The organism is Mesorhizobium sp. M0166 (assembly GCF_040322255.1).
Classification (GTDB): domain Bacteria; phylum Pseudomonadota; class Alphaproteobacteria; order Rhizobiales; family Rhizobiaceae; genus Mesorhizobium.
The window spans coordinates 33,575-58,273 of record NZ_JAMYTD010000033.1; the positions used below are offsets into that span (position 1 = coordinate 33,575).

Genomic DNA, 24,699 nt, shown 5'->3' on the forward strand with positions numbered 1-24,699 from the left:
GTCCGGCGGCCCGCTATCGCGTTGGCGGCCGAGTAGCCGCGCGCTGGAGTGGCTGTTCCGACGGCCCCTGGCTAGGGCGACGGGGCAGCCACTTCGTCCTCCATGTCGAGGGATTCTTCGACTGCCCTTGGGTTCCGGGCAATGGTCCATAGGAGCGTATTCGCCGCCGCATCCGGTTCCGAGCGACCTTGCTCCCAGTTTCGAAGCGTTGCCAGATCGAGGCCATACCTCACGGAGAACGCCTCCTGGGACAGCTTCGTGCGATCCCGGACTTCGCGAACGCTTATCGGCCGCGGCGCATGAACCTTCGCGATCACTCCTGCGGACGAGAGTTCATCCTTCAGTGCCCGAAGGTCGTCGACGCAAGGAACCGTCACGAATGCCTTGCCTTGATCAACCATCGCCGTGAGGACCGCGTGGGCCGTCCTCAGCGGCAGCTGTCTTCTGACGAGAGCCCGAGCAGCCTCAGGAGTATTCGCGCCGTGTAGAAAGCTGAGGCTCAGCCGGACGGGAGAGCCTGACGACACCCGGACGACGTCCCGGGTTCGCACCCGTTGTCCGAACCGCTCCATGAACTTCGATGTAGTCGACATTAAGCTTCTCCGCGATCATTCGACCGAGCTTGCGCAATTTGGACCAACCCCACTGGACCTGGGCATCGCCCCCAATATGGAGGTCACGGACCACCAGATGGTTGCTGCCCATGTCCACGTCCCCCAAGAGCTGAAGCACGCCATCGGGCGTGACGACATCAAAGAGGAGGCATGGGTCCTCCGAAATGTCAGTGTCCAGAATGAGTTCGATGTCATCGGGCTGCACACGCGATCTCTACGCAAGTTGCTTATAGCAAGTATGTCGGGTGCTGGCGAGCGTCAAGGCCTAACCGATCCCCGCTTGGCGGGGTGCTGGCAACGTCCGAATCGTGCCACCTTGGCCCAGTCTACGCTAATCGACCGGGAGAAGGGGACAGATGCCGCACCATATATTGTGGCCACCTGAGCGAACGGGATAAGCGGTCCAATTGGTACGTCAAATACTGGACTAGATACAGCAACACTCCCAGAGCGCGGTTGGCCATGCGGACAACCGTTCCGAAACCAGTGCGCCATGGACCGTGTCTTCATCATTGTTCTTGTAAGGAGGGTTGGACTGCTCACCCTGTGTCAATACTGAGATTTGGCGATAGCCCGCAGCGGCCAAAAGCGCTCAAACGCGTCTTGTCGCCAACTTGACTTTGAGCAGTGATGCGGAGTTCCATCCAACTTGCGACCCTCAATTATGCACTTGTGGTCGCGGAGGAGGGCAGCTTTCTTCGCGCCTCCCGACGCACAGGGATCGATCACACCGCGCTCAGCCGGCGCATCCGCGACCTGGAATTCGCGGTAGGTACGAGGATATTCCATCGCCATGCTCGCGGCGTCGGCCCAACCCCGGCCGGCGAACGCTTCCTGGAGCGTCTGCGCTCCGTGCTGCTCGAGCTCGACAACACGCTCACTCTGGCCAGGTCCGGCACCAAAGATGACCAACAAAAACTTTCCATCGGCTCCAACGGGATCATCCTCGCCGGGCGAGCCTTGGATGCAATCATCGAGTTCGGGCAATCTCATCCCAATGTGACCGTCAGCTTGACGGAGAGTCCTTACCCTTCGCCTGAGGCTGCTCTGGGTGCCACCCAGGTCGACGTGGTCGTGACCTCCTCCTCCCGGTTTACCGGCGGCGCGTTCGAATTGACGCTGTGGAAAGACACTCTGGCTGTCGTTCTTGCCTCAAATCATTCCCTCGCCAGCCGTTCCCTGATCGAGTGGCACGAGTTGCACCAGGAGACGTTGCTGGTGCGCAGGGGCGAAGCATTTCAGCTCGCCGACGCTGTTGGACGCGGCGTGGAGCTTCCTCCAATCGTCGAACATCACGTCAGTGCGGGCATCCTTTTGCGCCTTGTCGGAAACGGGCTTGGAGTCGCACTGATCCACGATCGAGATGCCGACAGTGTTCCTCAGGATGCGGTCTGTCGCAAGCTGCGGATCGGCGGCAAACCAATCCAGATATCCAGTTTGGCCCGCTGGCGCCCCGACAACGCCAACCCTGCCCTGCCGACCTTCATCTCATTCCTGCGCGATCGGTATTCGTGCTGACGGTCATCCGACCGGCATGACCCGAACAGTCGACCGGTTTCGGCGTGCGTTGGGGCCTGGCGAACGAACGCTCTCGTTTCAGCATCGGTGCAGTCGATCCGGCTTTGCGAAAGTCCGCGATTTCCCAAGCGGTGCGATCGACGAGGCAACTAAAGCCGTTCGTCCCTTGCCGGGAAAGGTGATGGCCCGACTTGGGGTCAAGGAGATAAACGGATCCTTCGTCCCGCACAATTGGCAGCAATGCGCTCAAGGCAAATTCCGTTTCGAGCTTCGCCGGCAACGCATCGAGCATTGTCTCGGTGGCTTTTGGCTCGGCCGATGCCTTTCGAATTTGCGTTTGTCGCTCTCCGATGGAGAGTTTTTCGCGATAGATCGTGCGAAACCCGCCAAACTTCCGGATGATGGGGGAGTTGCTAACTTCTCGAAACGGTTCGGGCCTTCAACTCTGCTCTGTCTGCCGGCTGATCCGACCAATATCCTCGAACGCCGAGCGGATTTGGGGCCAGGGAAACTCCGCATCGCCCTCAGACGACTGACCTTCCTTGAGCACTGCATCAAGCTTGGCTGCCACACCGGCAACGGTAGTGGCAGGCGTTTCGGACAATACCTTGAGCAACTCCTCCGCTTGGTCGGCCGCCTCGCGTTCAGCAAGCATCGCGGCGGAATACCCAATTTCCTTGTCGGCGGCATCCCAGCGCGCCTGATGGGCCGCAAAGTCGGCTTCAGCCTTCGTGCGGGCCGCCGCGTGGATAGGCTCGGCGCCTACCACTTCGCTAAGTTCCTTAAGTGAATGTAGCGTCACCCTATCGCCGTTCGACTGCAGGATCACCGCACACGGAAAGCCAACAGTCTCGGCAAGCGTCCGCTCCAGCCGCTGTTGCTCTCGGCAAAGTCGTTCGGTCAAGTTGTGGGCATCCCGCCACTTGCGCCACGCCGTTAAAGCAGGATCGGCGCGCTCGTCCTTTTCCAAGTCTTCGCGCGCGGGCTCCGTTGGCTGTGGTCCCACCATTGCAATTGCCGTTCGCGCAACGACCCTCTTGCGCGTGACGAAAGACAAAGTCGTGTTATTGTCGGAATCACCCATGATCCGAGCTCCTGACAGCTTTGGTTGTGGTTAGGCCGAACGACGTGTTGACGCACGTCGTTCGGCTGCGAAGCGCAACCACGATTTACGTACATACCGTACATTACGGACAGACCGATTGTCAAACACGCCTGACCCTGTTGACACCAAAACTGAGCGCTTCGAGTTGCGACTCTCGAGCGACTTGCTTGCTCGCGTTGACGAATGGCGTCGAAAGCAGCCCGATCTTCCCAGTAGATCGGAGGCGTTCCGCCGGCTGGTGGAGGTTGGGCTAGCCGCTAGATAGTTGGGCGATCCAGTACTGCCTATCTCGCTTGCCAGCCGCCGGGGCAAGGGGCGTCGATCTGTGTTCGGTCACTTTAGCCGCATTTGAGGACAACCGTCATTCTGCAAACCGAGTCACGTCCATTCCAAGAGAATTCCATGGTCTGCCTCCGGCGCTGTTTCACCGGCGCAGAATGTGCAGCCGAGTCGCCACCCCCTGCCTGACCCATGCAGCGCTACAAGGGCCTTGGTGAAATGGACGCCGAGCAGCTCTGGGAAGCGATACTCTACTCGAATGTCCGCTCGCTCTTACAGATCAAGGTCAACGACGCGACCGATGCGGACTCATTGTTTTCGCGACTGATGGGCGACGAGGCCGAGCCAAGGAGCGAATTCATCCAGGAAAACGCACTGTCGGTTGCCAATCTGGATATCTGAGCCGCGATCCAGAATACCTAACCGGAAGGCACGAAGTGCATCCTGGCGCATCATGGCGGCTGCTGCATCGCAACAAAGATGACCGAGGAACACCCGGAACGGAAAGTCTTTCAAGGCATTGTAGTTAATCACAATCGCCGCAGGAGGCATCCATGGGACGTGGCATTTTGCTCTGGCTTCTCGGAGTCCCGATTCCGATCATTATTCTGATTATGCTGTTTGCAAGGTAGGGGGCTTCCATGCCGTCCACCCTAACGACTGTCGACGTTTCCGCACCGACGGAATCCTCTTCCCCCGCCGTCAGCTGGGGACCAATCGTCGCCGGCGCCTTTGCTGCGTCGACGCTTACCTTCATTCTGATGCTGCTCGGCTCCGGGCTTGGGCTGAGCATGGTGTCGCCATGGTCAGGTTCGGGTGCGTCAGTCACCACTTTCGCCGTTTCCACCGCCGTTTGGCTCATCATCGTGCAATGGCTATCTTCCGCTCTCGGCGGCTACCTTGCCGGGCGCCTGCGTACAAAATGGGTCGGCATCCACACCGATGAAGTCTTCTTCCGCGATACCGCTCACGGCTTCCTGGCCTGGGCGCTGGCGACGCTGCTCGTCGCCGGCGTGCTCGGCACAGCGCTTTCGGCCGCGATCGGCACCGGAGTCCAGGCTGCTTCGACTGTCGCATCCGGTGCGGCAATGGGGGCGTCTGCGGGGGCTGCTGCAAACGCCGGTGGCGCCTCGACTGACAACGCCACGTCGTATTTCGTCGATACGCTGTTCCGCCCGGCCGATCCGGCAAGGCTCGCTGCCGCCAGTCCGGAGAGCGACGCTGCGGCAACGGCGCAGGCATCGCGCATTCTGATCGCGAGTGCCGCAGCAGGCGAAATATCGGCCGACGACAAGACCTATCTGTCGCGGCTGGTGGCCGCCCGCACAGGTCTGTCCGAAGCCGATGCCACCGCTCGTGTCGATGCAGTAATCGCCAAAGCGCAGGACGCCAAGGTTAAGGCCCAGCAGGCGGCCGACACCGCCAGAAAGGCAGGCGCCACCTTCTCACTGATTGGCGCGCTGTCGCTGGTCGTCGGGGCCTTCATTGCGAGCGCGGCTGCAGCACTTGGCGGCAGGCAGCGCGACGATGAGGAAGCGATTTTCCTGACCAATCGTTGATCGGTGGCTTATGCAAGTTCGATCGTAAGGCCTGCCCGTCGATTTGATGGCGGATGACTAGTGGGCCGAGCATTCCGAGGCATGGTTGTACGGGCTTCGACGGCCTGCCGATTGGCGGTGAGCCAAAGCCGGTCAGCGATACGCTGGAAGGCGACCCCGACGAGGTTGAGGTGGTCCAGCGCCAACCTTGAAAGGCGCATTGCGCCACGCCTTTCACGCGCCGCACAGGTTAGTCCTCCTACAAGAAACTCGGTACGGGGCGACGAAGCGGGCCGGTGGCCACCCCGGCAACCAGGCGAAGGCGCCCTATCTGAATTCCGATGCGCGAATGCGTCGATCAAGCTTGCCCAACATCATATTCGTGCATCCCGACCTTCTTCACCTGAGCCCGCAGTTCGGCTGGTGGGGCGATGCACTTCGAAAAGCTTCCAGGAACCGCAGTCGATCGCGAATTGCAGAACCGTTCAACGACCTATGGGGCCGGGACCGGACTGTCAGCTTTCAAGATGACTGGACAAGATAGCCGGCCCTTGCGTGCAGGCTCGTCTGACCGCTGTGCGGCGCTTTGCTGCCATTCGAAGGATGGGAGATGAAGGTCTCCAATCAGGCGCAAAACTGCCGTTCCCTTCGTAATAGATATAAGCCGGCTTCAATTCAGAACCGACCTCGGCCAAGGCCTATCTTCGAGCCAAGACGACCTTCGTTGCATGTGATTGGGCAAACGGGCCGACTTCCTCGGTCGGCTATTGTCAAGCCGCCTGGGTTTTCATGTCTTCGCCGCTAACCATTTTTGTCACAGCGGAGAAATCGAGCTTGCCTGAGCCCAGGACAGGCACTTTCGCAACGACGCGCACCTCGGCCGGCACCATCAGGTCCATGGCGCCGTTCGCCTTGGCGAAGGCCAGGAATTCGGCACGCGTAGCGTTGGCCGCCTCGGTAATGAGGACCAGCTTTTCGCCCTTGCGCGCATCTGGCAGGGCGGCGACCGCCGAGAGCGAGCCTTTCCACAATTCACCCGCCAGCGCCTCGACGGCGGCCAGCGAGATCATCTCGCCACCGATCTTGGCAAAGCGCTTGGCGCGGCCGCGAATAGTGATGAAGCCGACGTCGTCGACGGCGACGACGTCGCCGGTGTCATGCCAGCCGTCTTCGAGCGGCTCGAGCACGCCCGGCTTCTCGGTGCGCAGATAGCCTGCCATGACGTTGGGCCCCCGCACGAACAGCCGTCCGCCATCCTCGACGCCAGGCACCGGGTCCAGGCGATACTCCATACCCGGCATGATTTTGCCGACACTGCCGGATCGGTTGTACATCGGCGTGTTGATGGAGATCACGGGCGCGGTTTCGGTCACGCCATAGCCTTCGAGGATGCGCAGGCCAAACTTTTCCATGTAGGTGGCGCGGGTCGAAGGCTTGACCGGTTCCGCTCCGGCAAAGCAATAGCGCACTGAGCGGAAGTCGTAAGGGTGTGCGGTGCGGGCATAGCCGGCAAGAAACGTATCGGTGCCGAAGATGATCGTTGCGTTCGAGGCGTAAACCAACTCCGGCACGATCCGGTAGTGCAACGGCGAGGGGTAGAAATAGACCGGCACGCCCGAGATCAGCGGCAGCACTGTGCCCGCCGTCATGCCGAAGGAATGGAAGATCGGCAGCACATTGAAGACCTTGTCGCCCGAATGGAAGTCGATACGCGAGGCCGCCTGCGCGGCATTGGCCAGGATGTTGCGGTGGGTGAGCACCACGCCCTTCGGCGTGCCTTCGGAACCTGAGGTGAACAGGATCACCGCTGGATCTTCGGACTTGCGGGCGACCCGGGGTGCGCTTTTGCGCAAAAGGGCGAGCAGCTTGTCCTTGAGACCAATGGTGGCCCGCAGATCATCGAGCCAAACGATGTCGACCGATCGGCCGAGTTCCTCGATCACGGCGCCGAGTTTCGCTTGTTCGACAAAGGCGCGCGAGGTCAGCACCGTGCGCACCTCGGCGGCTTTGCAAGCGGAGACGATGTTGGCTGCACCGGCAGTGAAGTTCATCATCGCCGGAACCTTGCCGGCCGACATGACGCCGAGCAGAGTCGCGCAGGCGCCGTTAGCGTTGGGTAGCATGATACCGAGCGTCTGCTGGCCGGCAAACAGATTCTTGAATTTCTCGCCAAGTATGGCGGCGGCTGTCAGCAGCTTGCCGTAGCTCAGCGAACCGGTGACCGGGTCCTGCACGGCAAGCTGCTTCATGCCGCGTTCGTTCGCCGTCTGGATGATCCTCTCCAGCACGGTCTTGTCGATGTCCTGGGTGCGGAAGACGAGATCCGACATGACCTGGTAGAGGGCAGCGCCCGGGCCGCGGCACGGCGGTTCCGACCCTTCAGATCCTGCGCTACTCGAAGTTTGACGGGCTCCAGAATGGTCACCTTGACCTTCGGGAACAGCCGGCGGCGAACATGCTGCGAGGTCAGCCGCGAAAAATAGCTCTTCTCCAGCCCGTCGATGCGCACGGGCACGACCATCGAGCCGGTCTTGTCGGCCACCATAGCGGCACCGTCATAGACCTTCATCAGGCCGCCGGTCACGGTGATCCGGCCCTCGGGGAAGATGACCAGCGGATCGCCGCCTTGCACGACCTTGATAAGCGTGCGGGTCGACATCGGCTTGGCCGGATTGAGCGGCAGGGCGCGCGCAAGTTTCATGAACGGCTTCATCCACCAGGCCTGGGCGATAGTGTAGTCTATGGCAAACACCGGCTCCTCATCGGTCAGCGTCAAAGCCAGCGGACCGTCGAGAAAACTGACATGGTTGAGCGCCAGGATGGGTGCCGGGCCGGCCGCCTTGAGGTTCTCCAGCCCCTCCACCTCCAGCCGATGGAAGGCTCGGAACAGAATGGAAACGAAATCGCGGAAGGCGTTTGTCGGCAGGTATTTCAGCATCAGCCAGGCCGCGACCACGTTGAGAGCGGCGAGACCGAAAAGGATACCTCCAGTGGAGACGCCCGCTGCTTGAATCGCGGCGACGAATATGCCGCCCACCGTCATGAAGCCTGCATTCACGATGCTCACCGCGGCGACCACGCGAGCGCGGCTGGCTTCGGGCGCCCAGGCTTGCACGGCGGCGAAGGTCGGCACGACAAGAAAGGCGCTGGCAATAGCCATGCCGGCAAGGTCGATCGCAACATGGACCGTGTTTGGTCCCGCGAAGAATGTTGCGAGCGTTTCGGCCCTGGGCGAGGGCTGCATGCTCCAGATGGTCCAGGCCAGGTCCAAGCCGAATAGTGCCATCAACGTCGTGCCAACCGGGGCTGGCAAGAGCACGATGCGGCCCTGCGACATCCATGCAGCTATGGCAGAGCCAATGGCGATTGAGACGGCGAACACCGCTAGATAGGCGGTGACAGCGATTTCTCCGCCACCGAGCGAATCCTTGACCAACGTAGGCAGGATCGAAAGGACGATGGCCCCGATCAGCCAGAACCACGACGTCATCAGTCCGGCGCGCCAGATCCGCTTGTCGGCACGCAGGCCGTTAACCTGTCGCCACGTCGAGCGAAAGATGTTCCTGTCTATAACCAGTTCGGGTGCAGCAGAACCGGTTGACGGAATGTATCGGCTGACAAACCAGCAACCGATGGCGAGGATCATCATCATCGGCCCGAAGACCGAGACACCTATGCCATCGGCCGAAACGACGCCTCCGGCGATAGTGCCGCCGAGGATGGCGGCGAAGGTTGCCGATTCGATCCAGGCATTGGCGCGAGGCAATTCCTTGCGCTCGAGATGGTCCGGCAGGATGCCGTACTTGATTGGTCCGAACAGTGCCGAGATGATGCCGAACATCAGCAACGCCGCCATCAGCACCGGAATAGACGACAGCGCGATCCCGACGACTGCGACAGCAGCTGCGGCAATCTCGGTGAATTTCAGCCGACGGGCGATAAGCGCCTTGTCGAACCGGTCGGCGATCTCGCCACCAAGGGCAGACAGGAGCAGGAAGGGAGCCATGAAGACGGCACCTGCCAGAGTGACCAGTGATGCTGCCGTGTCCGCGGCCAGGGTGAACAGAATAAGGAACACCAGCGTGTTCTTGAGGAAATTGTCGTTGAAGGCGGACAGGAACTGCGTCCAGAAGAGAGGCGCAAACCGCCGTGACGTCATCAGATGACTGTTTGTATGGCCGTTCGTGGCGATTTCCATAGCGGCGACTTCCATTGGGTAGACTGTTGATCCTCGATCAGCGGCCTTGCGCGGATTGAGCTCTTGTAGCGAGAACCCGGTTACACTTCGTTACTGCGGCTCGCATCGATCAGCGGCTTTGGGTCTTGGCGACTTCCGGCCGGTTCATGAACCGGCTTGCCTCTTCCGCCTCTCGCAGGGTTTGGTGATGCTGATCGAGGGATCTTGGAGGCCTGGTCGCGGCCGAACCCATTGGCGGGAGCCCTTGCCCCATGAATTTGATGCGGTCGTCATCCAAGCGGCCATTGCGAAAGTGGCGTGGTCAATGTGTGCAGGCGCTTGAACCCGTGGGAGCGTAGCTGTTGGAGGTTTGGTGCCTTTTGGTTTTAGGTCTAGGTTGGGCCGGCCTTGGTCTGTTTCAGGTTAGATACAATCAAGCCTGTCTCGCGCATAGTTCGGGTCGACCGCTCCACGCGCACCTGCGACCTCCGGCGCGGGCTCGGCATTAGGGCAGTGCAATGCTGCTTTAATGACCGAGATGGGCGCATTGCTGCCGCTAGCTAGCATCCGCTACGAGGATGGGGAAGGACGAGCAGTGCGCTGGAACAGCGCCAAGCTCTGTTCACTTGCTATGCCTAGAAATGTGCATATATTGTGCGTATGAGAGAGGTCGGAGATTTGTTATGACCCAGGCACAGCTCGCACGATCGAAAGTGGTCTCAGGTTTTGTCGACAGTCTGCAGGAGCCGCGAACGCCTTATATCTCGCCGAAGCGCCTGTCGCAGGCGCTGGGCGTCAAGGTGGCCAACCTGGCGCAATTAACCGGCGTCCACCGCAACACGCTCCGTAACCCGTCATCGGAGCGACTGCAGGGTCGGATGCGCGAGATGGTGAAGGTGATTTCGGCCGCAACGGAACTCACCGGCGACATCAAGAAGGCGATCTTTTGGTACCGCAATGAACCGATTGCCGACTATGGCCATCGCACGGCTGCCGAACTCGTCGCGGACGGCCAGGTCGAGGCGGTTCTGGCCTTTATCCGAGATCTCGAGAACGGGGCGCGCGGGTGAAGGTCACCCGCGTCGGGCCGGACGAGATCTTCCATCGCTATCTGACACCCAAATGGGCCTTCCTGCCCACCAGCGGTGCAGGCGCAGCGATCGACGGCGGTCGTTTCAACCGGCCAGGCGTCGAAGCGCTTTACTTATCCCTCGCCCCTCAGACAGCGTTGGAGGAATACAAGCAGGGCGCCAGCATCACCCCGCCGGCCACTCTTGCCGCCTACAAAATCACGCTTTCCGAGGTCGCCGATCTTTCGCAGGGGTTCGATCCAAATGCCTGGGATAGTGACTGGAAGGAATGGGATTGTGGCTGGCGCCAGATCGCTCGCATTGACAGAAAGATACCTTCATCCTGGAAGCTTGGGGACCTGGTCATTACAACCGGGCTTCGCGGTATCCTGTTTCCGTCGCTGCGCCATGCCGGCGGCACCAACTTGGTGATCTTTTCAGCCAACCTGGTCGAAGGCGACAAGGTCGCGGTCCATGATCCCGATCACCGGCTGCCGCACGATCAGTCATCGTGGCCCTGAGTTGCTAGCTGTCGTAAGCAACCCGTTTTTCGATCAGTACAGAGCGCCTCATCCTCAACGACGCCTGTCGTTGGCTCGCCCTCTTCGCCGTCGCTTCCCCCGGCTAAGACCGATCGGTATATCCTCGGCCAGCAGCTTCTCCTTCGACAGCAGCCCTGCGTACTCGAGAGCCGGTAGCTGGCGCAGCGTGTCGAGCCCGAACTGCGACAGGAAAGTCTTCGTCGTCACCTAGGTCTGTGGCGCGCCTGGCTGCGGGTCGCGCGATCCCGAGGCGATAAGGTCCTGCGCGCGCACACGCCGATCAGGTCGCGCGACACCTCCTTGCCGAAAAAAGCTCGACAACTCACCCCGGGTGGTCGGCTGGAAATAGGCAATGCACATCAGCACAAGAGCCTCCGCCTGCGACAGTTCTTTTGACCCCTCTCTCGCAGTGCCGCCAAAGGCAGCGTGGGTGATATCTCCAAAGACCTTCTTGGCGCGGTGCTGCCGGCCGGCGACTGCGACCAGTTCGTAGCGGCGCTTGGCGAGCTCGGCGCGGATCTCGTCGGTGACCAGGTCGAGATCGCAGCTTTTGCCGACGACGCGTGCCAGCACCTTTCGTGTCACGTGTTCGCTGGCGGCGAAAACGACCGCTTCGACGCAGAGCGTCCATTCGCGCCAGCGCACATCGGCCGGCAGGTGCTCCAGTTCAATGTCCACCAATGCCGGCTGATCGCTTGCCTTGAGGCGGGCGGAGGCTTCGGCCATCGCTAGAGCCCAAACAGTCGGAACGAGGCGCGGCCGGTGAGCTCGCGCACGGTGGGACAGCTCGGCGGCCAGGCGGCACGCCTCCGCCGCCGCTTGAACCAGGGCCCGGCAAAACCGCCCGCTCAAGGGGGGCTCTCTTCAACGTCCGCTTAAAAGTGTCGGCCTTGTGTTTGTCGCTGCGATCACGATTCGCGCCAGATCGCGAAGGTGTGCCCCCCGCAGACGGCGACCGGCATAGACGTCTCGCTCATCTGCGTCCACTAGACTAGCCGCGGCACACAACCCCGCGATAGACCCGCTCCATGCGGACGGGGAGCAGACGATGATCGCGTGTGATTGGAGAAGGTGCGGGGTGGCTCTCTGTGCAGACTACCATCAGACCGATCGCTGGCTTTCATTATGCTGACTTCGTGTCAGAACGCATTCGGCCAAATGCCCTGTCCGTTGCCATGAAGCGTGCCAGCATCGGCGCGATCAGCTTTGTCGGATCTGCGATTGTCTGGCCGCTTTCACGGCCAAGCACATCGGCATAAGCGACAAGGTCGCGATGAACGGCGGCAGGCAGTTCGACCGTGATCTTGACCGGACGGTCATCGGGAATGGAGGAAAGTCTCAGCTTGGTCATGATGGATCCTTCGCGCCGTACGGCGCCAGCACCAGGTCGTGATTGACGATGACGCGAACCGGGAAACCGGGCCGCACGGTGAGCGTCGGCTGGACGTTGAGCTGATTGCGCACGAGCTGCTGGCCAATATCGGAGGCCGAACCCTGCGCGCTTTCGCGGATGGCCTTGGCGATTTCGCTTTCATCGTCGCTGGACCCAAGCGATGTCCCAATGCCCAGCAATGTCGAGAGTGCGGCGGCACGGAACATCTGGCCCCAATGATGGTCAACCTCGTCTTCAAGCCCGGAAAATCCTTCAGCATCTGCGCCCTGCTGGCGCTCCAGAACGATTGAAGTGCCGTCAGGCATGATCAGCCGGTTCCAGACCAGCAGCACGCGCGACTGGCCGAAGGCGACGTGGCTGTCGTACTGGCCGATCAGCCTCGCACCCTGCGGGATCAGGAGATGGGATCCTGTCGGGCTGTCGTAGACATTTTCCGTAACCTGAGCGGTGATATCGCCAGGCAGGTCGGAGCGGATGCCGGTGATAAGGGCAGCCGGAATGACGGTGCCGGCTTGCACCACATAGGGCGAGGCCTTCTCGGCGAGCCGATCGGGGCTGACAGTGCGACGGTCTGGCTCGGCATTGACGAAGGCGAGCTTGCCATCCTGCATGTTTTGCGCGGCACCAGGATCGATCGGTGGCGTCCGGGGAGGCAGAGTCAGACCAGATTGGGTGTCCGGTTCCGTGACTCTGCTGCCAGCACCCTGTCGTACCGGATCAGCTCTCGTGCTCGTATCGGTGAAAAGCTTCGCCACGCGTGCGGCCTCAATCTCGGCAAGTCGGCGCTGCTCCTCCGGATCGGTGCGCGGTCCACTGACATTGGATGCCCCATCCGGCTGGTCGCGTTCCTGAGCACGCAAGATCGGCCGGCCCAAATCGCCAGGCAGAGCGGGGCCGAGTTGCGGAACACCGGCATAGTCCTTCGGCAGCTTCTGTAGCCCGTCGGCCGTTGAGCGGTTTTCGGTGGTGAAGAGCTCGGGCGGCTGTTCGGTCCCACGCTGTCTGGTGTCGAGCGCCCAAATCAACGTGCCGAGGATCGCAGCGCTGGCAACTCCACCAAGGCCTATCAGCACCTTGCGCGACAGTCGCGTGACGCTCGCCGGTTCTGGCCGCAGGCGCAGTTCCGCTCGAATGTCCTGGTTGGGTGCGTTTGCAGGGTCGCTCATCGCAAAAGCCTCGTGCTGGGCGAGGTTTGTTTGCCGTCCGTGCGTACGATGCGGACGCGCTTTTCACTTGTTTTGTCGCCGAGCCTCAGTTCAGCGGCGGCAAACAGCCGATCCACGACATAGTAATTCTGGCGAGCACGGTAGTTGACCAGTTCGGAGCCCCCCGATGGGCCGATGACGAAGAGCGGCGGCATTTCGCCCTGCCCTATGCCTGACGGGAACTCGATATAGACTTTTGCACCGTCGTCGAAGGCGCGAAGCGGTCGCCAGGGTGCTGCGTCGCCTTCGATGCGGTAGCGGAAATTCAACTTCTGGATGTCGACGCCGGACGCAACCGGCTGTGCGGCGGAAGCCTGCGCGTTCTGCCGCCGCAGCGCAATCAGCTGGTCCTGCGGATACTGCCAGGAGACCGAGGCCATGTAGGTCTTTTCGGTCGAGCGCAGCTCGAGATGATAGGTGCGGCGATCGCTGTTGATGACGAGATTGGTCTGGAGATCCGGCCGTGTCGGCTTCACAAGAATATGGACCTGTTGGCGCTCCCCTGCCCCGCTTTGTGTGTCGCCAATGATCCAGCGCACCGTGTCGCCGGCGGCCACAGGCCCGGAGCCGACAAGCTGCTCGCCGGGCTGCAAGGCGATGTCGGTGACCTGGCCGGGCGCGGCATAGATCTGGTAGAGCGCGCCCTCACTCCAGGGATAGAGCTGGATGGCATTGACGAACCCGTCGCGAACCGGCTGCATTCTAGCTGCCTCGTTCGCCTGGCTGATCCGCTGCTTCGGATCGGTCGGCTCCGGCTCTACCTTCGCGGCGTCGACCGGTTTCAACTGACCCGGCAGCGGAAGCGGTTTCGGCACTTCCACCACCTTCACCGGACCAGGCAGGTCGACCTTGCGCACGGCCGGCACCGCATCGTCATAGGCGATCTGCGGCGGAATGTATTTCTTCGATGCACAGCCGGCGAGCGCCGTTGCCGACAGGAGTGCCAGGGCAAATATACGTGCCTTGGGCGCATTGCGCGTGTCCGGTCTCGCCGATCTTCTTGTACGTGCCGCACGCATCATGAAAGCTCCTTCGACCAGCTGATGGCGTTGACATAGACGCCGAGCGGATTGGCTTTCAGCCGGTCGGCGTTGCGGGGTTGTTGGATCACGATCGTGAGGATTGCGGTCCAGCGCTCGGTGCCGGCCAGGTTGCCGTTCTCGTAGCGGCGCTCGATCCAGGCGACGCGGAAGGAATCGGGCGAAGCACGGATGACGCTGGAAACCTCGATCGCGATCTGGAGTTTGCCCACTTTGGCAAAAGGGTCGTTCAAGCGAGCGTAATCATTGAGAGAAGTGGCGCCACGATCCGTGGTGTAATCGTAGGCGCGCAGCCAATTTTGACGGACGATAACGGGGTCGGCCGGAATGCTTCTGACCTGTTCGATGAAGCGGGCCAGATGCCAGGCGATCTGGGGGTCGGTCGGCCGATAGTCGGCAACAGCCGGGGCGACAAGCTGCGCCTCGCCAAACTTGTCGACCTGAACCACCCAGGGAACCACCGAACCGCGCGTCGATTGCCAGACCAATGCAGATGCAAAACCGCCGGCCAGGACGAGCGAGCCGAAAGCCATCAGCCGCCAATTCTTCGCCTGGACGCGAGCCGAGCCAATGCGCTCGTCCCAAATCTGGGCTGCACGCTGATATGGCGTCTCTGGCTGAGGCGTTTTTGCGTAACGAACGAAAGGGCGTCTAAAGGGGGTCATCGGCGGTCGTCCTGATCGAGGGAAACATTCATCGAGCCGCCGCCATCATCACTCGAGTGGACCGAATGGGCGGCGATGCTGGCGCCATGGCTCATGGCCTGGCTACGTTTCATGCGTTTTGCCCATGCGGGCGGAGAGTCGGTACTGGCCTCGGTGGTCGGCCAGTCACCGGAGGAAGCGGTGCCCGACGAGTGCTCTCCACTCGTCGCAGTCCAAGCCGCAAAGCGGCCGGTCTCATAGCTGTCGGACAGCGCCGACGCAGCGCGCGACATGGCCTGCCTCACCGGTCGAACGGCAGCTCTGGCGCCAGCCCTGGCGACACCTGCCATGCCGCCGGCGACCGAGCCTGCACCGTCTGGTCCAGATGTCGCTACGCCAAGCTCCCAGGCGCCCGAAGTGCTGCCGGCCAGATGCGCGCCGCCGCGTGCGGCTGCTGCCGACATACGCGCACCTGCATTGAGTGCGCCTGCTGCGTCGCTCAATCCGGCGCGAGCACCCATAGCGCCAGCCACGCCAAGGCCGCCAGCGACGAGGCTCGTGCCAACAGCGGCACCTGCGCCCAGTTGCGGGGCACCAGAAACCAGCCCCGTCGCAATGCCAGGACCGAAGATCGACAGCCCCATCAGCGACAGAGCGCCGAGCACAAGCGACAGCGCATCCGTGATTGTGGGCTGTTCGGCGCCGAAGCCTTGGGTGAACTCGCCGAAAAGGCCCGAGCCGATGCCGACGATGACGGCAAGGACCAGTATCTTCACGCCGGAGGCAACGATGTTGCCAAGCACTTTTTCGGCAAGGAAGGCGGTCCGGTTGAACAGCGCAAAGGGGATCAGCACAAACCCGGCCAGCGTCGTCAGCTTGAATTCGACCAGCGTGACGAAGATCTGGACGGCCAGAAGAAAGAACGCGATCAGTACAATCGCCCAGGCGATCATCAGTACTACGATCTGGACGAAATTCTCGAAGAACGAGACGTAGCCCATCAGCTGGCTGGCGGCCTCGAGGATCGGATTGCCGGCATCGATGCCGACTTGCGCGACGCGGCCCGGCTGCAGCAATGCCGAGCCTGAAAGTGCCGAACCTCCAGCCTTCAGGCCGAGCCCGGAAAAGCTCTCGAAGACGATGCCGGCCAGACGATTGAAGTTGCCGATGATGAAGGCGAAGAAGCCGATATAGAGCGTCTTCTTCACCAGGCGATGCAGCACGTCCTCGTCAGCACCCCAGGCCCAGAAGAGGCCGGCGAACGTGATGTCGATGACGATCAGCGTGGAGGTCAGGAATGCCACCTCGCCGCCGAGCAGGCCAAACCCGGAATCGATGTAGCGAGTGAAAGTCTCGAGGAAGCGATCGATCACGCCGGTGTCGTTCATGGCACCACCATTTCCGGATCGAGCCGGTCTTGAGCGCGAGGTGGTGTTGGCGGTTGGAGCGGCGGCAGGCGACCTGGGTCCTTTTCGATCGTCGGAGCCGCGTTTGGCGCTACGGGACGAGATGGCCGCAGAAAGCGTCGGCGGCCTTCAGCCCAGGCTTTCCTGCAGGCGTCGTCACTAATCGCCGCCATGCCGATGTCCCGGCATCGGGCAAGTTCGACGCTTGCCGGCTCGCCGCCCGGATGTGCCGAACGCGGGGAGGACGCGTCCTGCGAGCCGTCGCCGCGCAGCGCGATGAAGGCGGCGGTCATGGCGGCGCCAAGGGCGAGAACGGCTGTCATCCGGGCGGCGATCTTGAGATCCATGCCTCTTCGCCTCAGTCGTGGAACATTTTTACGGATGAGGCGCTGTAGCTGCTGCCCGTCATGAAACGGCTGAACTGTTCCCGCGCCTGCTCCTGCGCGGCAGCCCTCCTCGCCTGCTCAAGGGCCTCGGCCCTTCCTTGTGCCGCCAGCATCGCGGTGAGATCGGCAACTTGCTTGGCCTGGACGGCGAGGAGCTGGTTGCCGGCCTGCGTCGCCTGCAGCACGCCGACAGCCGACTGGCTGGCGCTGACCAGAGCACCCGTCTGCTCCTGTGTCCCTGCGATGTTGTCGACTGCGACGGCGCCCGTTTTCAGTGAATGCTCAAAGGCAGACACCGAGGTCTGCCAGCGTTGATGCGCACCCTCGACGAGCTGCTTGCTGGAGAGATCCGAACCGAAATTCGCGTAAGTGGAGGCAAACTGGCTCTCGATATCCTGGACGCTATAGGCCAGCTTCTCGGCCTCGCCGAGCAAGCTCTTCATCTGGGAAAAATTGCCCTCGATCTGGCCAAGCAGCGAGGTCGGCAGGGAAGTGAGATTCTTCGCCTGGTTGATCAGCATCTGCGCTTCGTTTTGCAGGGAGGTGATCTGGTTATGGATCTGCTCCAGGGCACGCGATGCCGAAAGCAGGTTCTCGGCGTAGTTCCTGGGATCGAACACGATCAGCGCCGATGCTGGTACCGATGACAGAGCCGTGGCGACCGCGATGGCGCCGGCTGCCGCCATGCGACCAATACGGCTGCGTGCAAGAATGGAATTCATGACGAAATCTCCTCGGTGGACTGCTCGATCATGTTGGTGAGACTTGGGATGAGGTCGGCCGCCCAGGAGAGGCCGCGATCCGCTAGCCAGGCCTCGAGGAAATGGTCTCGGCCGGCCTCGGCGATTATCCGATCGATCGCGGCCTGGTCCGATTTGGACGATGTGGCGCAGAGCGCCAGCGCGACCGGACCGAGACCCAGTTCGAACAGGCGATTGCCGCGGCGGCTTTGACAGAAATAGTCGCGCTTCGGTATCGCTCGGGCGATGATCTCGATCTGGCGATCGTTGAGCCCAAAGCGTCGATAGATCTCGGTGATCTGCGGCTCGATGGCGCGTTCGTTTGGCAAGAACAGCCGCGTCGGGCAGCTTTCGACTATTGCCGGCGCGATTGGCGATCCGTCGATGTCGGAAAGCGACTGCGTGGCGAAGACCACGCTGGCGTTCTTCTTTCTCAGCGTCTTCAGCCATTCGCGCAGCTGGTCGGCGAAACCGCCATCGTCGAGCGCCAGCCAGCCCTCGTCGATGAGCAGCAGTGTTGGCCGGCCGTCCATCCTCTGCTCGATGCGGTGGAACAGATAGGCAAGCGCCGCGGCAGCAGCACCGGTGCCGATCAGGCCCTCGGTTTCGAACGCCTGGACGGAGGCCTCGCCGAGACGCTCATGCTCGGCATCAAGCAGCCGGCCATAGGCACCACCGATACAGTAGGGACCAAGCGCCTGTTTCAGCGGCGAGGACTGCAGCAGCACGGACAGGCCAGTCAGCGTCCTCTCCTGGACTGGCGCAGAAGCCAGCGATGTGAGTGCCGACCACAGATGTTCCTTGACCTGCGGCGTGATGGTCACGCCCTCGCGCAGCAGAATGTCGACAAGCCAGTCGGCCGCCCAGGCCCGCTCTGGCGTATGATGGATGCGGGCAAGCGGCTGTAGCGACACGGTGTCAACGTCGTTCGACAGATCGGTCAAAGTGAGCAAGGGCAATGGATCGTCAGACCCCTGCCCGCTTGCGGTATTGCTTCCGAGATTGTGCCAGTCACCATTCATGGCGAGCATGGCCGCGCGGATTGAGCCACCGAAATCGAAGGCAAAGACCTGGTTGTTTTTGTAACGCCGGAACTGAAGCGCGATCATCGCCAACAGGACCGACTTGCCGGCGCCCGTTGGGCCGACCACGAGGGTGTGGCCGACGTCTCCAACATGCAGGCTGAACCGGAACGGCGTGGCACCTTCCGTTCTGGCGAAGAACAGCGGCGGAGCGCCAAAATGGTCGTCCTCGATCGGACCTGCCCAGACCGCGGACAGTGGAATCATGTGCGCGAGGTTGAGCGTCGAAAGCGGGGGCTGGCGAATATTGGCATAGACGTGGCCAGGGATGCCGCCCAGCCAAGCTTCGACAGCGTTGACGCCTTCGGCGATGCAGGTGAAGTCCCTGCCCTGAACGATCTTTTCAACCTGACGCAGCTTTTCGTCGGCAATCGAGGGGTCGGCATCCCAGACAGTCACGGTGGCGGTGACATAGGCTTCGCCGATCTGATCTGAGCCCAGATCCTGGAGCGCCGCGTCGGCGTCGGCCGCCTTGTTGGCGGCATCCGTATCGACGAGGACGGACGCCTCGTTGGTCATCACCTCCTTGAGGATCGCGGCGACGGATTTCCGTTTCGCGAACCACTGACGGCGTATCTTCGTCACCAACTTGGTCGCGTCGGTCTTGTCGAGCATGATCGCCCGCGTCGACCAGCGGTAGGGGAAGGCAAGGCGATTAAGGTCGTCGAGAATCCCCGGGAAGGTCATCGTCGGGAACCCGGTGATGGTGAGTGTGCGCAAATGCGCATCGGCAAGCCTCGGCTCTAACCCGCCGGCCAACGGCTGATTGACAAGCAGGCTATCGAGATGCATCGGCGTTTCTGGCACACGAACGCGATGCCGCTTGGTCGAAATGGTTGAGTGCAGGTAACTCAGCGTCTCTTCATCGTCGAGCCAGTCAGCTTCGGGAACGAAGCCCTCGAGGAGGTTGAGCACGCGGTCGGTGCGATCGACAAAACTTTTCAGGAGCTCCCACGGATCGACACCGGTCTTTTCCCGGCCTTCGTAGAGCCAGCTCTCCATTCGCGACGCTTCCTCGGCCGGAGGCAGCCACACGAAGGTGAGGAAGTAGCTGCTTTCAAACAGCACACCGGAGTCTTCGAACTGTTCGCGACGCTCGATGTCGAAAAGTGCGGATGCGCAATCCGGGAACCGGCTCTCCGGGTAGCCGCTGGCGGGATTGCGCTGCGCTTCGACAAAAATTGCCCAGCCGGAGCCGAGCCGGCGCAGCGCGCCGTTGAGCCGCGCGGTTGTGCCGACGAGCTCCGCCGGCGTCGCGGAGTCCAGATCCGGCCCGCGAAAACGCGCCGTTCTTTGAAAACTGCCGTCCTTGTTAAGCACCACGCCCGGCGCCACCAGGGCGGCCCAAGGCAGATGGTCGGGGAGGCTGGCACTCTTCTTTCGGTATTCCGCGAGGTTCATCATGGCGAAAACCTCAACATCCGAAATGCGCGGGGTAGCGCAGGTGCCGGCGAACCACATCGACGAATTGCGCATCGCGCTTCGCCGCCCAGACGGCCATGAGATGCCCGACCCCCCAGATGACAAGCCCGGCGACCCACAAACGAAGTCCCAATCCGACCGCGCCGGCGAGCGTGCCGTTGGCAATCGCGACTGCACGCGGCGCGCCGCCGAGCAGGATCGGTTCGGTGAGTGCGCGATGAACCGGCGCGAAAAAACCACGAACCTCCTCCTCCATCAGATCAGCGCTCCGCCGCCGAAGGAGAAAAACGACAGGAAGAACGAACTTGCCGCGAAAGCGATCGACAGCCCGAAGACGATCTGGATCAGCCGGCGAAATCCGCCTGACGTGTCACCGAAGGCGAGCGACAAGCCGGTGATGATGATGATGATTACCGCCACAATCTTGGCAACTGGCCCCTCAATCGATTCGAGAATTTGCTGAAGGGGCTCCTCCCAGGGCATGGAGGAACCGGCAGCATGGGCGGGCGCAATCGTCATGATCGCGGCGGTCGCCGCATACGAAAGCTCGACGGCAAGTTTGCGGATAGCCAATGAATTGAAGCGGATCGGGGTCATTCTGAAGCTCCAAAGGGCGGGTAGTGATTCACGGTCAGTGTGGTCTCGAGATTTGCTTCCAGGGTGCGGTAGTCGCCGGTGGTCGGATCGAGCCCGTCGACCAGGGCGATCTCGACGAGCCGGCGCGCTGAGCCGCGGCCAGCGAGAACTGCGATGAGATCTATGGTTTCGCCAATAAGTGCGCGCGGAACCGTAACGACGGCCTCCTGCACCAGCTGCTCCAGTCGCCGCAGTGCGCCTAGGGCAGAATTGGCGTGGATGGTGCCGATGCCACCGGGATGGCCGGTGCCCCAGGCCTTCAGCAAATCGAGCGCTTCGGCGCCCCGTACCTCGCCGATCGGGATGCGGTCGGGCCGAAGCCGCAATGATGACTTCACTAGATCGGACAGCGAGGCGACACCGTCCTTGGTGCGCAGCGCTACAAGATTGGGCGCAGCACACTGCAGCTCACGCGTATCCTCGATCAGCACGACGCGCTCGGCGGTTTTAGCCACCTCCGCCAAAAGCGCGTTGACCAGCGTGGTCTTGCCCGTCGATGTGCCGCCGGCCACCAGCACGTTCTTCCGTGTCTCCACGGCAAGCTGCAGGAAGTCAGCCTGGCCTTCGGTCATGATGCCGGCAGCGACATAGTCCTGAAGCGTAAACACCGCGACTGCCGGCTTGCGGATGGCGAAGGTTGGCGCCGTGACAACAGGCGGCAACAGGCCCTCGAACCGTTCGCCGGTCCCGGGCAGTTCAGCCGAAACACGCGGCGAGCCCGAATGCACCTCGGCACCGACATGGTGCGCGACCAGCCTGACGATCCGTTCGCCGTCGGCCGCGATCAGTATTTCATTGCTTGCAACGAGCCCTTCCCTGAGACGATCAACCCACAGGCGACCGTCGGGATTGAGCATCACCTCGACAATGGCTGGATCATCAAGGAAGCGTGCGATGGCCGGGCCGAGGGCGGTGCGCAGCATGCGGGCGCCGCGCGATGCCGCTCCCTTGTTGGTATGATGGTTGGTCGCCATGCCGGTCCCCGTTTCTCACCACGAACTGGTTCGTGGCGCGGTCGGGGATCATTAGAAAAGGCAGGAACGCCGGCCTTGCAACAAGCAAAAACGGCGATCGTGGCGTGACGTGCAGAGACTTGCGAAATGCGGTGCCGCGACCGCGATAGCTCAGCAACCCGGTGCCCGACTGGCCATCGCCGCTCCAGCAGAACAGCCGGCTATATCTAGTCCGCAAGCGGAACCCGCTTAGGAAATCATTTTGGCATCGAGGTTTCCAAGGATCGGCTCGGCGTGCATGTTTTGCCGTCCGGTGAGACGTTCTCGGTGGAGAATGACCACGCCGGGGTGGAGGTTTGGCGGGTGGCAGCCCTTTCATCGCCCGTTGTCCGATTGGAGTCGACAGGCAGCTTCGAGAGACTGGCGGTCGCCACCTTGGCAGGCGCCTGCCTGGCGATTGTCGTGGTCAATCCGGCGCATGGGTAGGCGAGGCTTGCAGGTATGTTGAAGAGCCTAGAGAACTATGGTGGAAATTGCCAGAAAGGAAGATTTTTGGAGTTTCTCATGTCCCTGAACATCGAAAATCCGGCTACGGTGGCTCTCGCTGATGAACTCGCGCGCCGCCAGGGTATCAGCAAGACAGCAGCCATCCATCAGGCCCTTAGCGAGCGCCTGCATCGCTTGGGCTTTGGAGGGACCGCTCAGGAGCGTCTGCTGGCAGAATTGCGCGCCATCCGAGAAAGAGTGGCACGATTGCCTGAACTGGATAGTCGCAGCGACGAGGAGATCATCGGGTATGACGAGCATGGAATCCCCAACTGATGGTGATCGATACCTCAGCTGTTGTAGCGATCCTTCGGAGCTCCAGCTTGGGCCCTGTAACAGCGTTCAATTAGTTTCGATTCTGGCAGCTAGGCCTGCATCAACGGGTGTCACGCCAATTGGTCCCAAAGAAGAACAAGCTGGCGTCTCTCGTCCCTCCGGTCTGGCGCTGCTGGGCCGCCTCTTCGATCGGTTGGAGGTTGAGGGCCAATCCAGCCGGGCCAACATGTAGCTCGGACATTCACCGCCGCGACGCTGGTTGCGCGAACAAATGATGGGCCTCGTCGAAAACGGCCCTTGGTAGGACCCGAAGCTCGCTTGCTTCGTAGGCGAGATGCTCGAGATACTGCGTCGTCAGTCGGGCAACCACTTGCGCTTGGGCTAGGTCGCGACGGCGCTAGATTGGCTCGCGATCAGCTCGTTTTGAGACCCAGAATTGGTGAACGGCAAAAATACGCGGATCGGGAACCACGAGCCGTAACGGTCCGCCTTTTTCATCGATGGCGATTGCTTCGAAAGCAGGGGCATTTTCCAACCATGCCAAGTCGGCGATCTCGGCGGCAACCAATTCGTCGTTTGCCTTCCCGATACTTTCCCGGCTCGGCTTCCACGCCGGGTTTGCGTGCGGTCTGATCGGATCGACGAGGTATCCGTCGCGGTTCACCGCGGGGAACGTGGCGGACGAACGCTCGAAAGATCGATCGACCTTGCGCAAAAGGTTGATGAGCGCTCCATCTTCGTTCCATTGTGACTGTTGAAGTAGCTGCATTAATTAAACAATATGACGACGAAGCAGCTTGTCTACCTCAGCGCAATTGAAGCAAAAGCGCCGCTCGAACGCGGCCTTCTCTGGTATTCGATCCGCAGACCAATCGGTGCAAACGGTCTGAGAAGGCCCACCAATGTGGCGGAACAAATCATGATCATTTCTCATTGTGGTAATCATCAAGGGAGATTGAGCATGGGCGACCGGCACAACCCAAAAATCGAGACTCCGGCAAATGTCGAAAAGGACCCGGAAGATTGGATCAGCGGAGATGACCCAATGACTCCCGCACAAGCCTCGTATTTGAAAACTCTGGCCGAACAGGCCGACGACCCTGACGCCTATGCTGACGGCCTCAGCAAGGCGGAAGCTTCTAAACGCATTGATGCACTCCGGGAGAAGTTAGGCCTGTAGCGTCCGCTCGTGGCGTTTCGTATCCAGCGAGGGTCGAATTGGGAGAGTTTTGCTGCAGTTGTGACCCGCGCAATTAATTTTCTGAATTCAGCGATCGAGACCACGAACGCCGGATGGGAGCGGCTTTTAGGGTGCAGCAGCCCGGCATCCGCCTAAGCTCACCAAGACCTCGCCCGCCAGTCTAATCCTGCTGTCGAAACAGATCAGGACGTCCCGATCAGCGCGACGGTCAGCAGAGACACAAAAAGGACAAGGGCGATTGCAGCGCCCCAGAAGAGAACTTTTTCGGTGCCGCGTTGCTCTTCCTCGCGAGATATGTCTTTCGCCATGCATGCATCCTTTGCGAAGGTGGCGACTGAGCAACGTGCCGTGCCAAGCCTGGGTTCCCGGTAAACGCACTGTGAGAAAGCTCTCGGAATGAACCTCCAACCGGCGGTTGGTGGACGCATTGCAGCTGATGCATCTAAAATTCGCGTGATCCGCGCGCACTGGGCATGCCCGACCCCGAGCCCCCGCCCGGTGCAACAGCGCTTGATCGACCCCGCCGCATCAAACTGTGCGGCGGGCTTTTTCCTCAGGCGATGGAACACCGGCGCGCAAAGAAAGTTCTGCCCACGCAGCAAACTCTTTCCCTCATATTTTTGCTGCCAGATCGGATATCTCCGATCGGCCCGCGTCGCTCCTATCCTCCGGCGGCGCGGGCTTCGTCCTCGCTATCGGTCGAGTAGCCACAGAACAAACCGGAGAACGATGCTGATCAGAATCCCGGTGCCGATCGGAGCATAAAACGTGAAGTTCTCACGTTGGAGCTTGTCGCCGATCCTGGTCAACGGTCGCGGCATATGTGAGGCGGGAGCGCCATTCTTTTTATCGAGCCGGTGAAACATTTCTCATGGATCGCAGTTCTTGGATCCAGAGGAGTTGAATAAGGGCAACCTATTGCACGC

The 24,699-nt window shown here is 61.3% G+C and carries 24 protein-coding genes and 2 pseudogenes; 8 read left to right on the forward strand and 18 right to left on the reverse strand.

Annotated elements, in window-relative coordinates; genetic code table 11:
- Positions 1 to 71: 71 nt before the first annotated feature.
- Positions 72 to 593 carry a helix-turn-helix domain-containing protein gene (locus NKJ46_RS26495; RefSeq protein WP_352668776.1) on the reverse strand — a complete coding sequence of 174 codons (522 nt, stop codon included), beginning with the start codon at positions 591 to 593 and terminating at the stop codon, positions 72 to 74.
- Here NKJ46_RS26495 and NKJ46_RS26500 point away from each other — a divergent pair.
- Both NKJ46_RS26500 and NKJ46_RS26505 read left to right on the forward strand, forming a co-directional pair.
- On the forward strand, positions 571 to 999 hold the full coding sequence (locus NKJ46_RS26500; RefSeq protein WP_352668778.1) for a hypothetical protein: 429 nt from the start codon (positions 571 to 573) through the stop codon (positions 997 to 999). The genes NKJ46_RS26495 and NKJ46_RS26500 overlap by 23 nt on opposite strands.
- A 245-nt stretch (positions 1,000 to 1,244) precedes the next feature.
- Positions 1,245 to 2,132 (forward strand): LysR family transcriptional regulator, encoded by an 888-nt coding sequence (locus NKJ46_RS26505; RefSeq protein WP_352668780.1) that lies wholly within the window; start codon positions 1,245 to 1,247, stop codon positions 2,130 to 2,132.
- Positions 2,133 to 2,571: 439 nt separating this feature from the next.
- On the opposite strand, the gene NKJ46_RS26510 is transcribed toward NKJ46_RS26505, so the two are convergent.
- Positions 2,572 to 3,216: a hypothetical protein gene (locus tag NKJ46_RS26510; RefSeq protein WP_352668783.1), complete on the reverse strand. Its 645-nt coding sequence runs from the start codon at positions 3,214 to 3,216 to the stop codon at positions 2,572 to 2,574.
- 492 nt (positions 3,217 to 3,708) lie between these two features.
- On the opposite strand from NKJ46_RS26510, the pseudogene NKJ46_RS26520 reads away from it, so the two are divergent.
- Positions 3,709 to 3,918: pseudogene (locus NKJ46_RS26520) on the forward strand (hypothetical protein); the annotation flags it as partial.
- 239 nt (positions 3,919 to 4,157) lie between these two features.
- Positions 4,158 to 5,075, forward strand: a complete 918-nt coding sequence (locus tag NKJ46_RS26525) for a hypothetical protein (RefSeq protein WP_352668785.1) — start codon at positions 4,158 to 4,160, stop codon at positions 5,073 to 5,075.
- Positions 5,076 to 5,824: 749 nt separating this feature from the next.
- Here the strand turns inward: NKJ46_RS26525 and NKJ46_RS26530 are convergent.
- Positions 5,825 to 9,213 (reverse strand): annotated as a pseudogene (locus NKJ46_RS26530) (acyl-[ACP]--phospholipid O-acyltransferase).
- 701 nt (positions 9,214 to 9,914) lie between these two features.
- On the opposite strand from NKJ46_RS26530, the gene NKJ46_RS26535 reads away from it, so the two are divergent.
- Positions 9,915 to 10,301 carry a hypothetical protein gene (locus NKJ46_RS26535; RefSeq protein ID WP_352668787.1) on the forward strand — a complete coding sequence of 129 codons (387 nt, stop codon included), beginning with the start codon at positions 9,915 to 9,917 and terminating at the stop codon, positions 10,299 to 10,301.
- Positions 10,298 to 10,822, forward strand: a complete 525-nt coding sequence (locus NKJ46_RS26540) for an RES family NAD+ phosphorylase (protein WP_352668789.1) — start codon at positions 10,298 to 10,300, stop codon at positions 10,820 to 10,822. The genes NKJ46_RS26535 and NKJ46_RS26540 overlap by 4 nt, the downstream gene beginning before the upstream one ends.
- Before the next feature lie 228 nt (positions 10,823 to 11,050).
- Here NKJ46_RS26540 and NKJ46_RS26545 read toward each other — a convergent pair whose 3' ends face one another.
- The 12 genes from NKJ46_RS26545 to trbB form a co-directional block, all read right to left on the reverse strand.
- The gene (locus NKJ46_RS26545) at positions 11,051 to 11,569 is read right to left on the reverse strand and encodes an SMC-Scp complex subunit ScpB (protein ID WP_352668791.1); all 519 of its coding nucleotides are present in this window, start codon (positions 11,567 to 11,569) and stop codon (positions 11,051 to 11,053) included.
- Between the two features lie 397 nt (positions 11,570 to 11,966).
- Positions 11,967 to 12,194: a DUF2274 domain-containing protein gene (locus NKJ46_RS26550; protein WP_352668793.1), complete on the reverse strand. Its 228-nt coding sequence runs from the start codon at positions 12,192 to 12,194 to the stop codon at positions 11,967 to 11,969.
- Complete coding sequence (locus NKJ46_RS26555; RefSeq protein WP_352668795.1) at positions 12,191 to 13,402, reverse strand: TraB/TrbI/VirB10 family type IV secretion system protein; 1,212 nt, start codon at positions 13,400 to 13,402, stop codon at positions 12,191 to 12,193. Before NKJ46_RS26555 ends, NKJ46_RS26550 begins: the two co-directional genes overlap by 4 nt.
- Positions 13,399 to 14,463, reverse strand: a complete 1,065-nt coding sequence (gene trbG / locus NKJ46_RS26560; RefSeq protein ID WP_352668797.1) for a P-type conjugative transfer protein TrbG — start codon at positions 14,461 to 14,463, stop codon at positions 13,399 to 13,401. Before trbG ends, NKJ46_RS26555 begins: the two co-directional genes overlap by 4 nt.
- Positions 14,460 to 15,146 (reverse strand): conjugal transfer protein TrbF, encoded by a 687-nt coding sequence (trbF, locus tag NKJ46_RS26565; RefSeq protein WP_352668800.1) that lies wholly within the window; start codon positions 15,144 to 15,146, stop codon positions 14,460 to 14,462. The genes trbG and trbF overlap by 4 nt, the downstream gene beginning before the upstream one ends.
- Positions 15,143 to 16,513: a P-type conjugative transfer protein TrbL gene (gene trbL, locus NKJ46_RS26570; RefSeq protein WP_352668802.1), complete on the reverse strand. Its 1,371-nt coding sequence runs from the start codon at positions 16,511 to 16,513 to the stop codon at positions 15,143 to 15,145. The genes trbF and trbL overlap by 4 nt, the downstream gene beginning before the upstream one ends.
- Positions 16,510 to 16,878, reverse strand: coding sequence for a putative entry exclusion protein TrbK-alt (gene trbK-alt / locus NKJ46_RS26575; protein WP_352668804.1), 369 nt, complete (start codon positions 16,876 to 16,878; stop codon positions 16,510 to 16,512). The genes trbL and trbK-alt overlap by 4 nt, the downstream gene beginning before the upstream one ends.
- A gap of 11 nt (positions 16,879 to 16,889) precedes the next feature.
- Positions 16,890 to 17,639 carry a P-type conjugative transfer protein TrbJ gene (trbJ, locus tag NKJ46_RS26580; RefSeq protein WP_352668806.1) on the reverse strand — a complete coding sequence of 250 codons (750 nt, stop codon included), beginning with the start codon at positions 17,637 to 17,639 and terminating at the stop codon, positions 16,890 to 16,892.
- Positions 17,636 to 20,143, reverse strand: coding sequence for a conjugal transfer protein TrbE (gene trbE / locus NKJ46_RS26585; protein WP_352668809.1), 2,508 nt, complete (start codon positions 20,141 to 20,143; stop codon positions 17,636 to 17,638). Before trbE ends, trbJ begins: the two co-directional genes overlap by 4 nt.
- 10 nt (positions 20,144 to 20,153) lie before the next feature.
- On the reverse strand, positions 20,154 to 20,417 hold the full coding sequence (locus NKJ46_RS26590) for a VirB3 family type IV secretion system protein (RefSeq protein WP_352668811.1): 264 nt from the start codon (positions 20,415 to 20,417) through the stop codon (positions 20,154 to 20,156).
- On the reverse strand, positions 20,417 to 20,680 hold the full coding sequence (locus NKJ46_RS26595) for a TrbC/VirB2 family type IV secretion system protein (protein WP_352492921.1): 264 nt from the start codon (positions 20,678 to 20,680) through the stop codon (positions 20,417 to 20,419). The genes NKJ46_RS26590 and NKJ46_RS26595 overlap by 1 nt, the downstream gene beginning before the upstream one ends.
- Positions 20,681 to 20,754: 74 nt before the next feature.
- Positions 20,755 to 21,771: a P-type conjugative transfer ATPase TrbB gene (trbB, locus tag NKJ46_RS26600; RefSeq protein WP_352668813.1), complete on the reverse strand. Its 1,017-nt coding sequence runs from the start codon at positions 21,769 to 21,771 to the stop codon at positions 20,755 to 20,757.
- 543 nt (positions 21,772 to 22,314) lie between these two features.
- Here trbB and NKJ46_RS26605 point away from each other — a divergent pair.
- A complete protein-coding gene (locus tag NKJ46_RS26605) occupies positions 22,315 to 22,572 on the forward strand; it encodes a type II toxin-antitoxin system VapB family antitoxin (RefSeq protein WP_352668815.1) in 258 nt (85 codons plus the stop codon).
- Positions 22,573 to 22,969: 397 nt separating this feature from the next.
- Here NKJ46_RS26605 and NKJ46_RS26610 read toward each other — a convergent pair whose 3' ends face one another.
- Positions 22,970 to 23,341, reverse strand: coding sequence for a GSU2403 family nucleotidyltransferase fold protein (locus tag NKJ46_RS26610; protein WP_352668816.1), 372 nt, complete (start codon positions 23,339 to 23,341; stop codon positions 22,970 to 22,972).
- Positions 23,342 to 23,353: 12 nt separating this feature from the next.
- On the opposite strand from NKJ46_RS26610, the gene NKJ46_RS34855 reads away from it, so the two are divergent.
- The gene (locus NKJ46_RS34855; protein WP_502903459.1) at positions 23,354 to 23,752 is read left to right on the forward strand and encodes a DUF3072 domain-containing protein; all 399 of its coding nucleotides are present in this window, start codon (positions 23,354 to 23,356) and stop codon (positions 23,750 to 23,752) included.
- A 203-nt stretch (positions 23,753 to 23,955) separates the two neighbouring features.
- Here the strand turns inward: NKJ46_RS34855 and NKJ46_RS26620 are convergent, their stop codons facing one another.
- Both NKJ46_RS26620 and NKJ46_RS26625 read right to left on the reverse strand, forming a co-directional pair.
- A complete protein-coding gene (locus NKJ46_RS26620; RefSeq protein WP_352668819.1) occupies positions 23,956 to 24,081 on the reverse strand; it encodes a hypothetical protein in 126 nt (41 codons plus the stop codon).
- Positions 24,082 to 24,465: 384 nt separating this feature from the next.
- Positions 24,466 to 24,639 (reverse strand): DUF2905 domain-containing protein, encoded by a 174-nt coding sequence (locus tag NKJ46_RS26625; RefSeq protein WP_352668821.1) that lies wholly within the window; start codon positions 24,637 to 24,639, stop codon positions 24,466 to 24,468.
- Positions 24,640 to 24,699 lie beyond the last annotated feature (60 nt).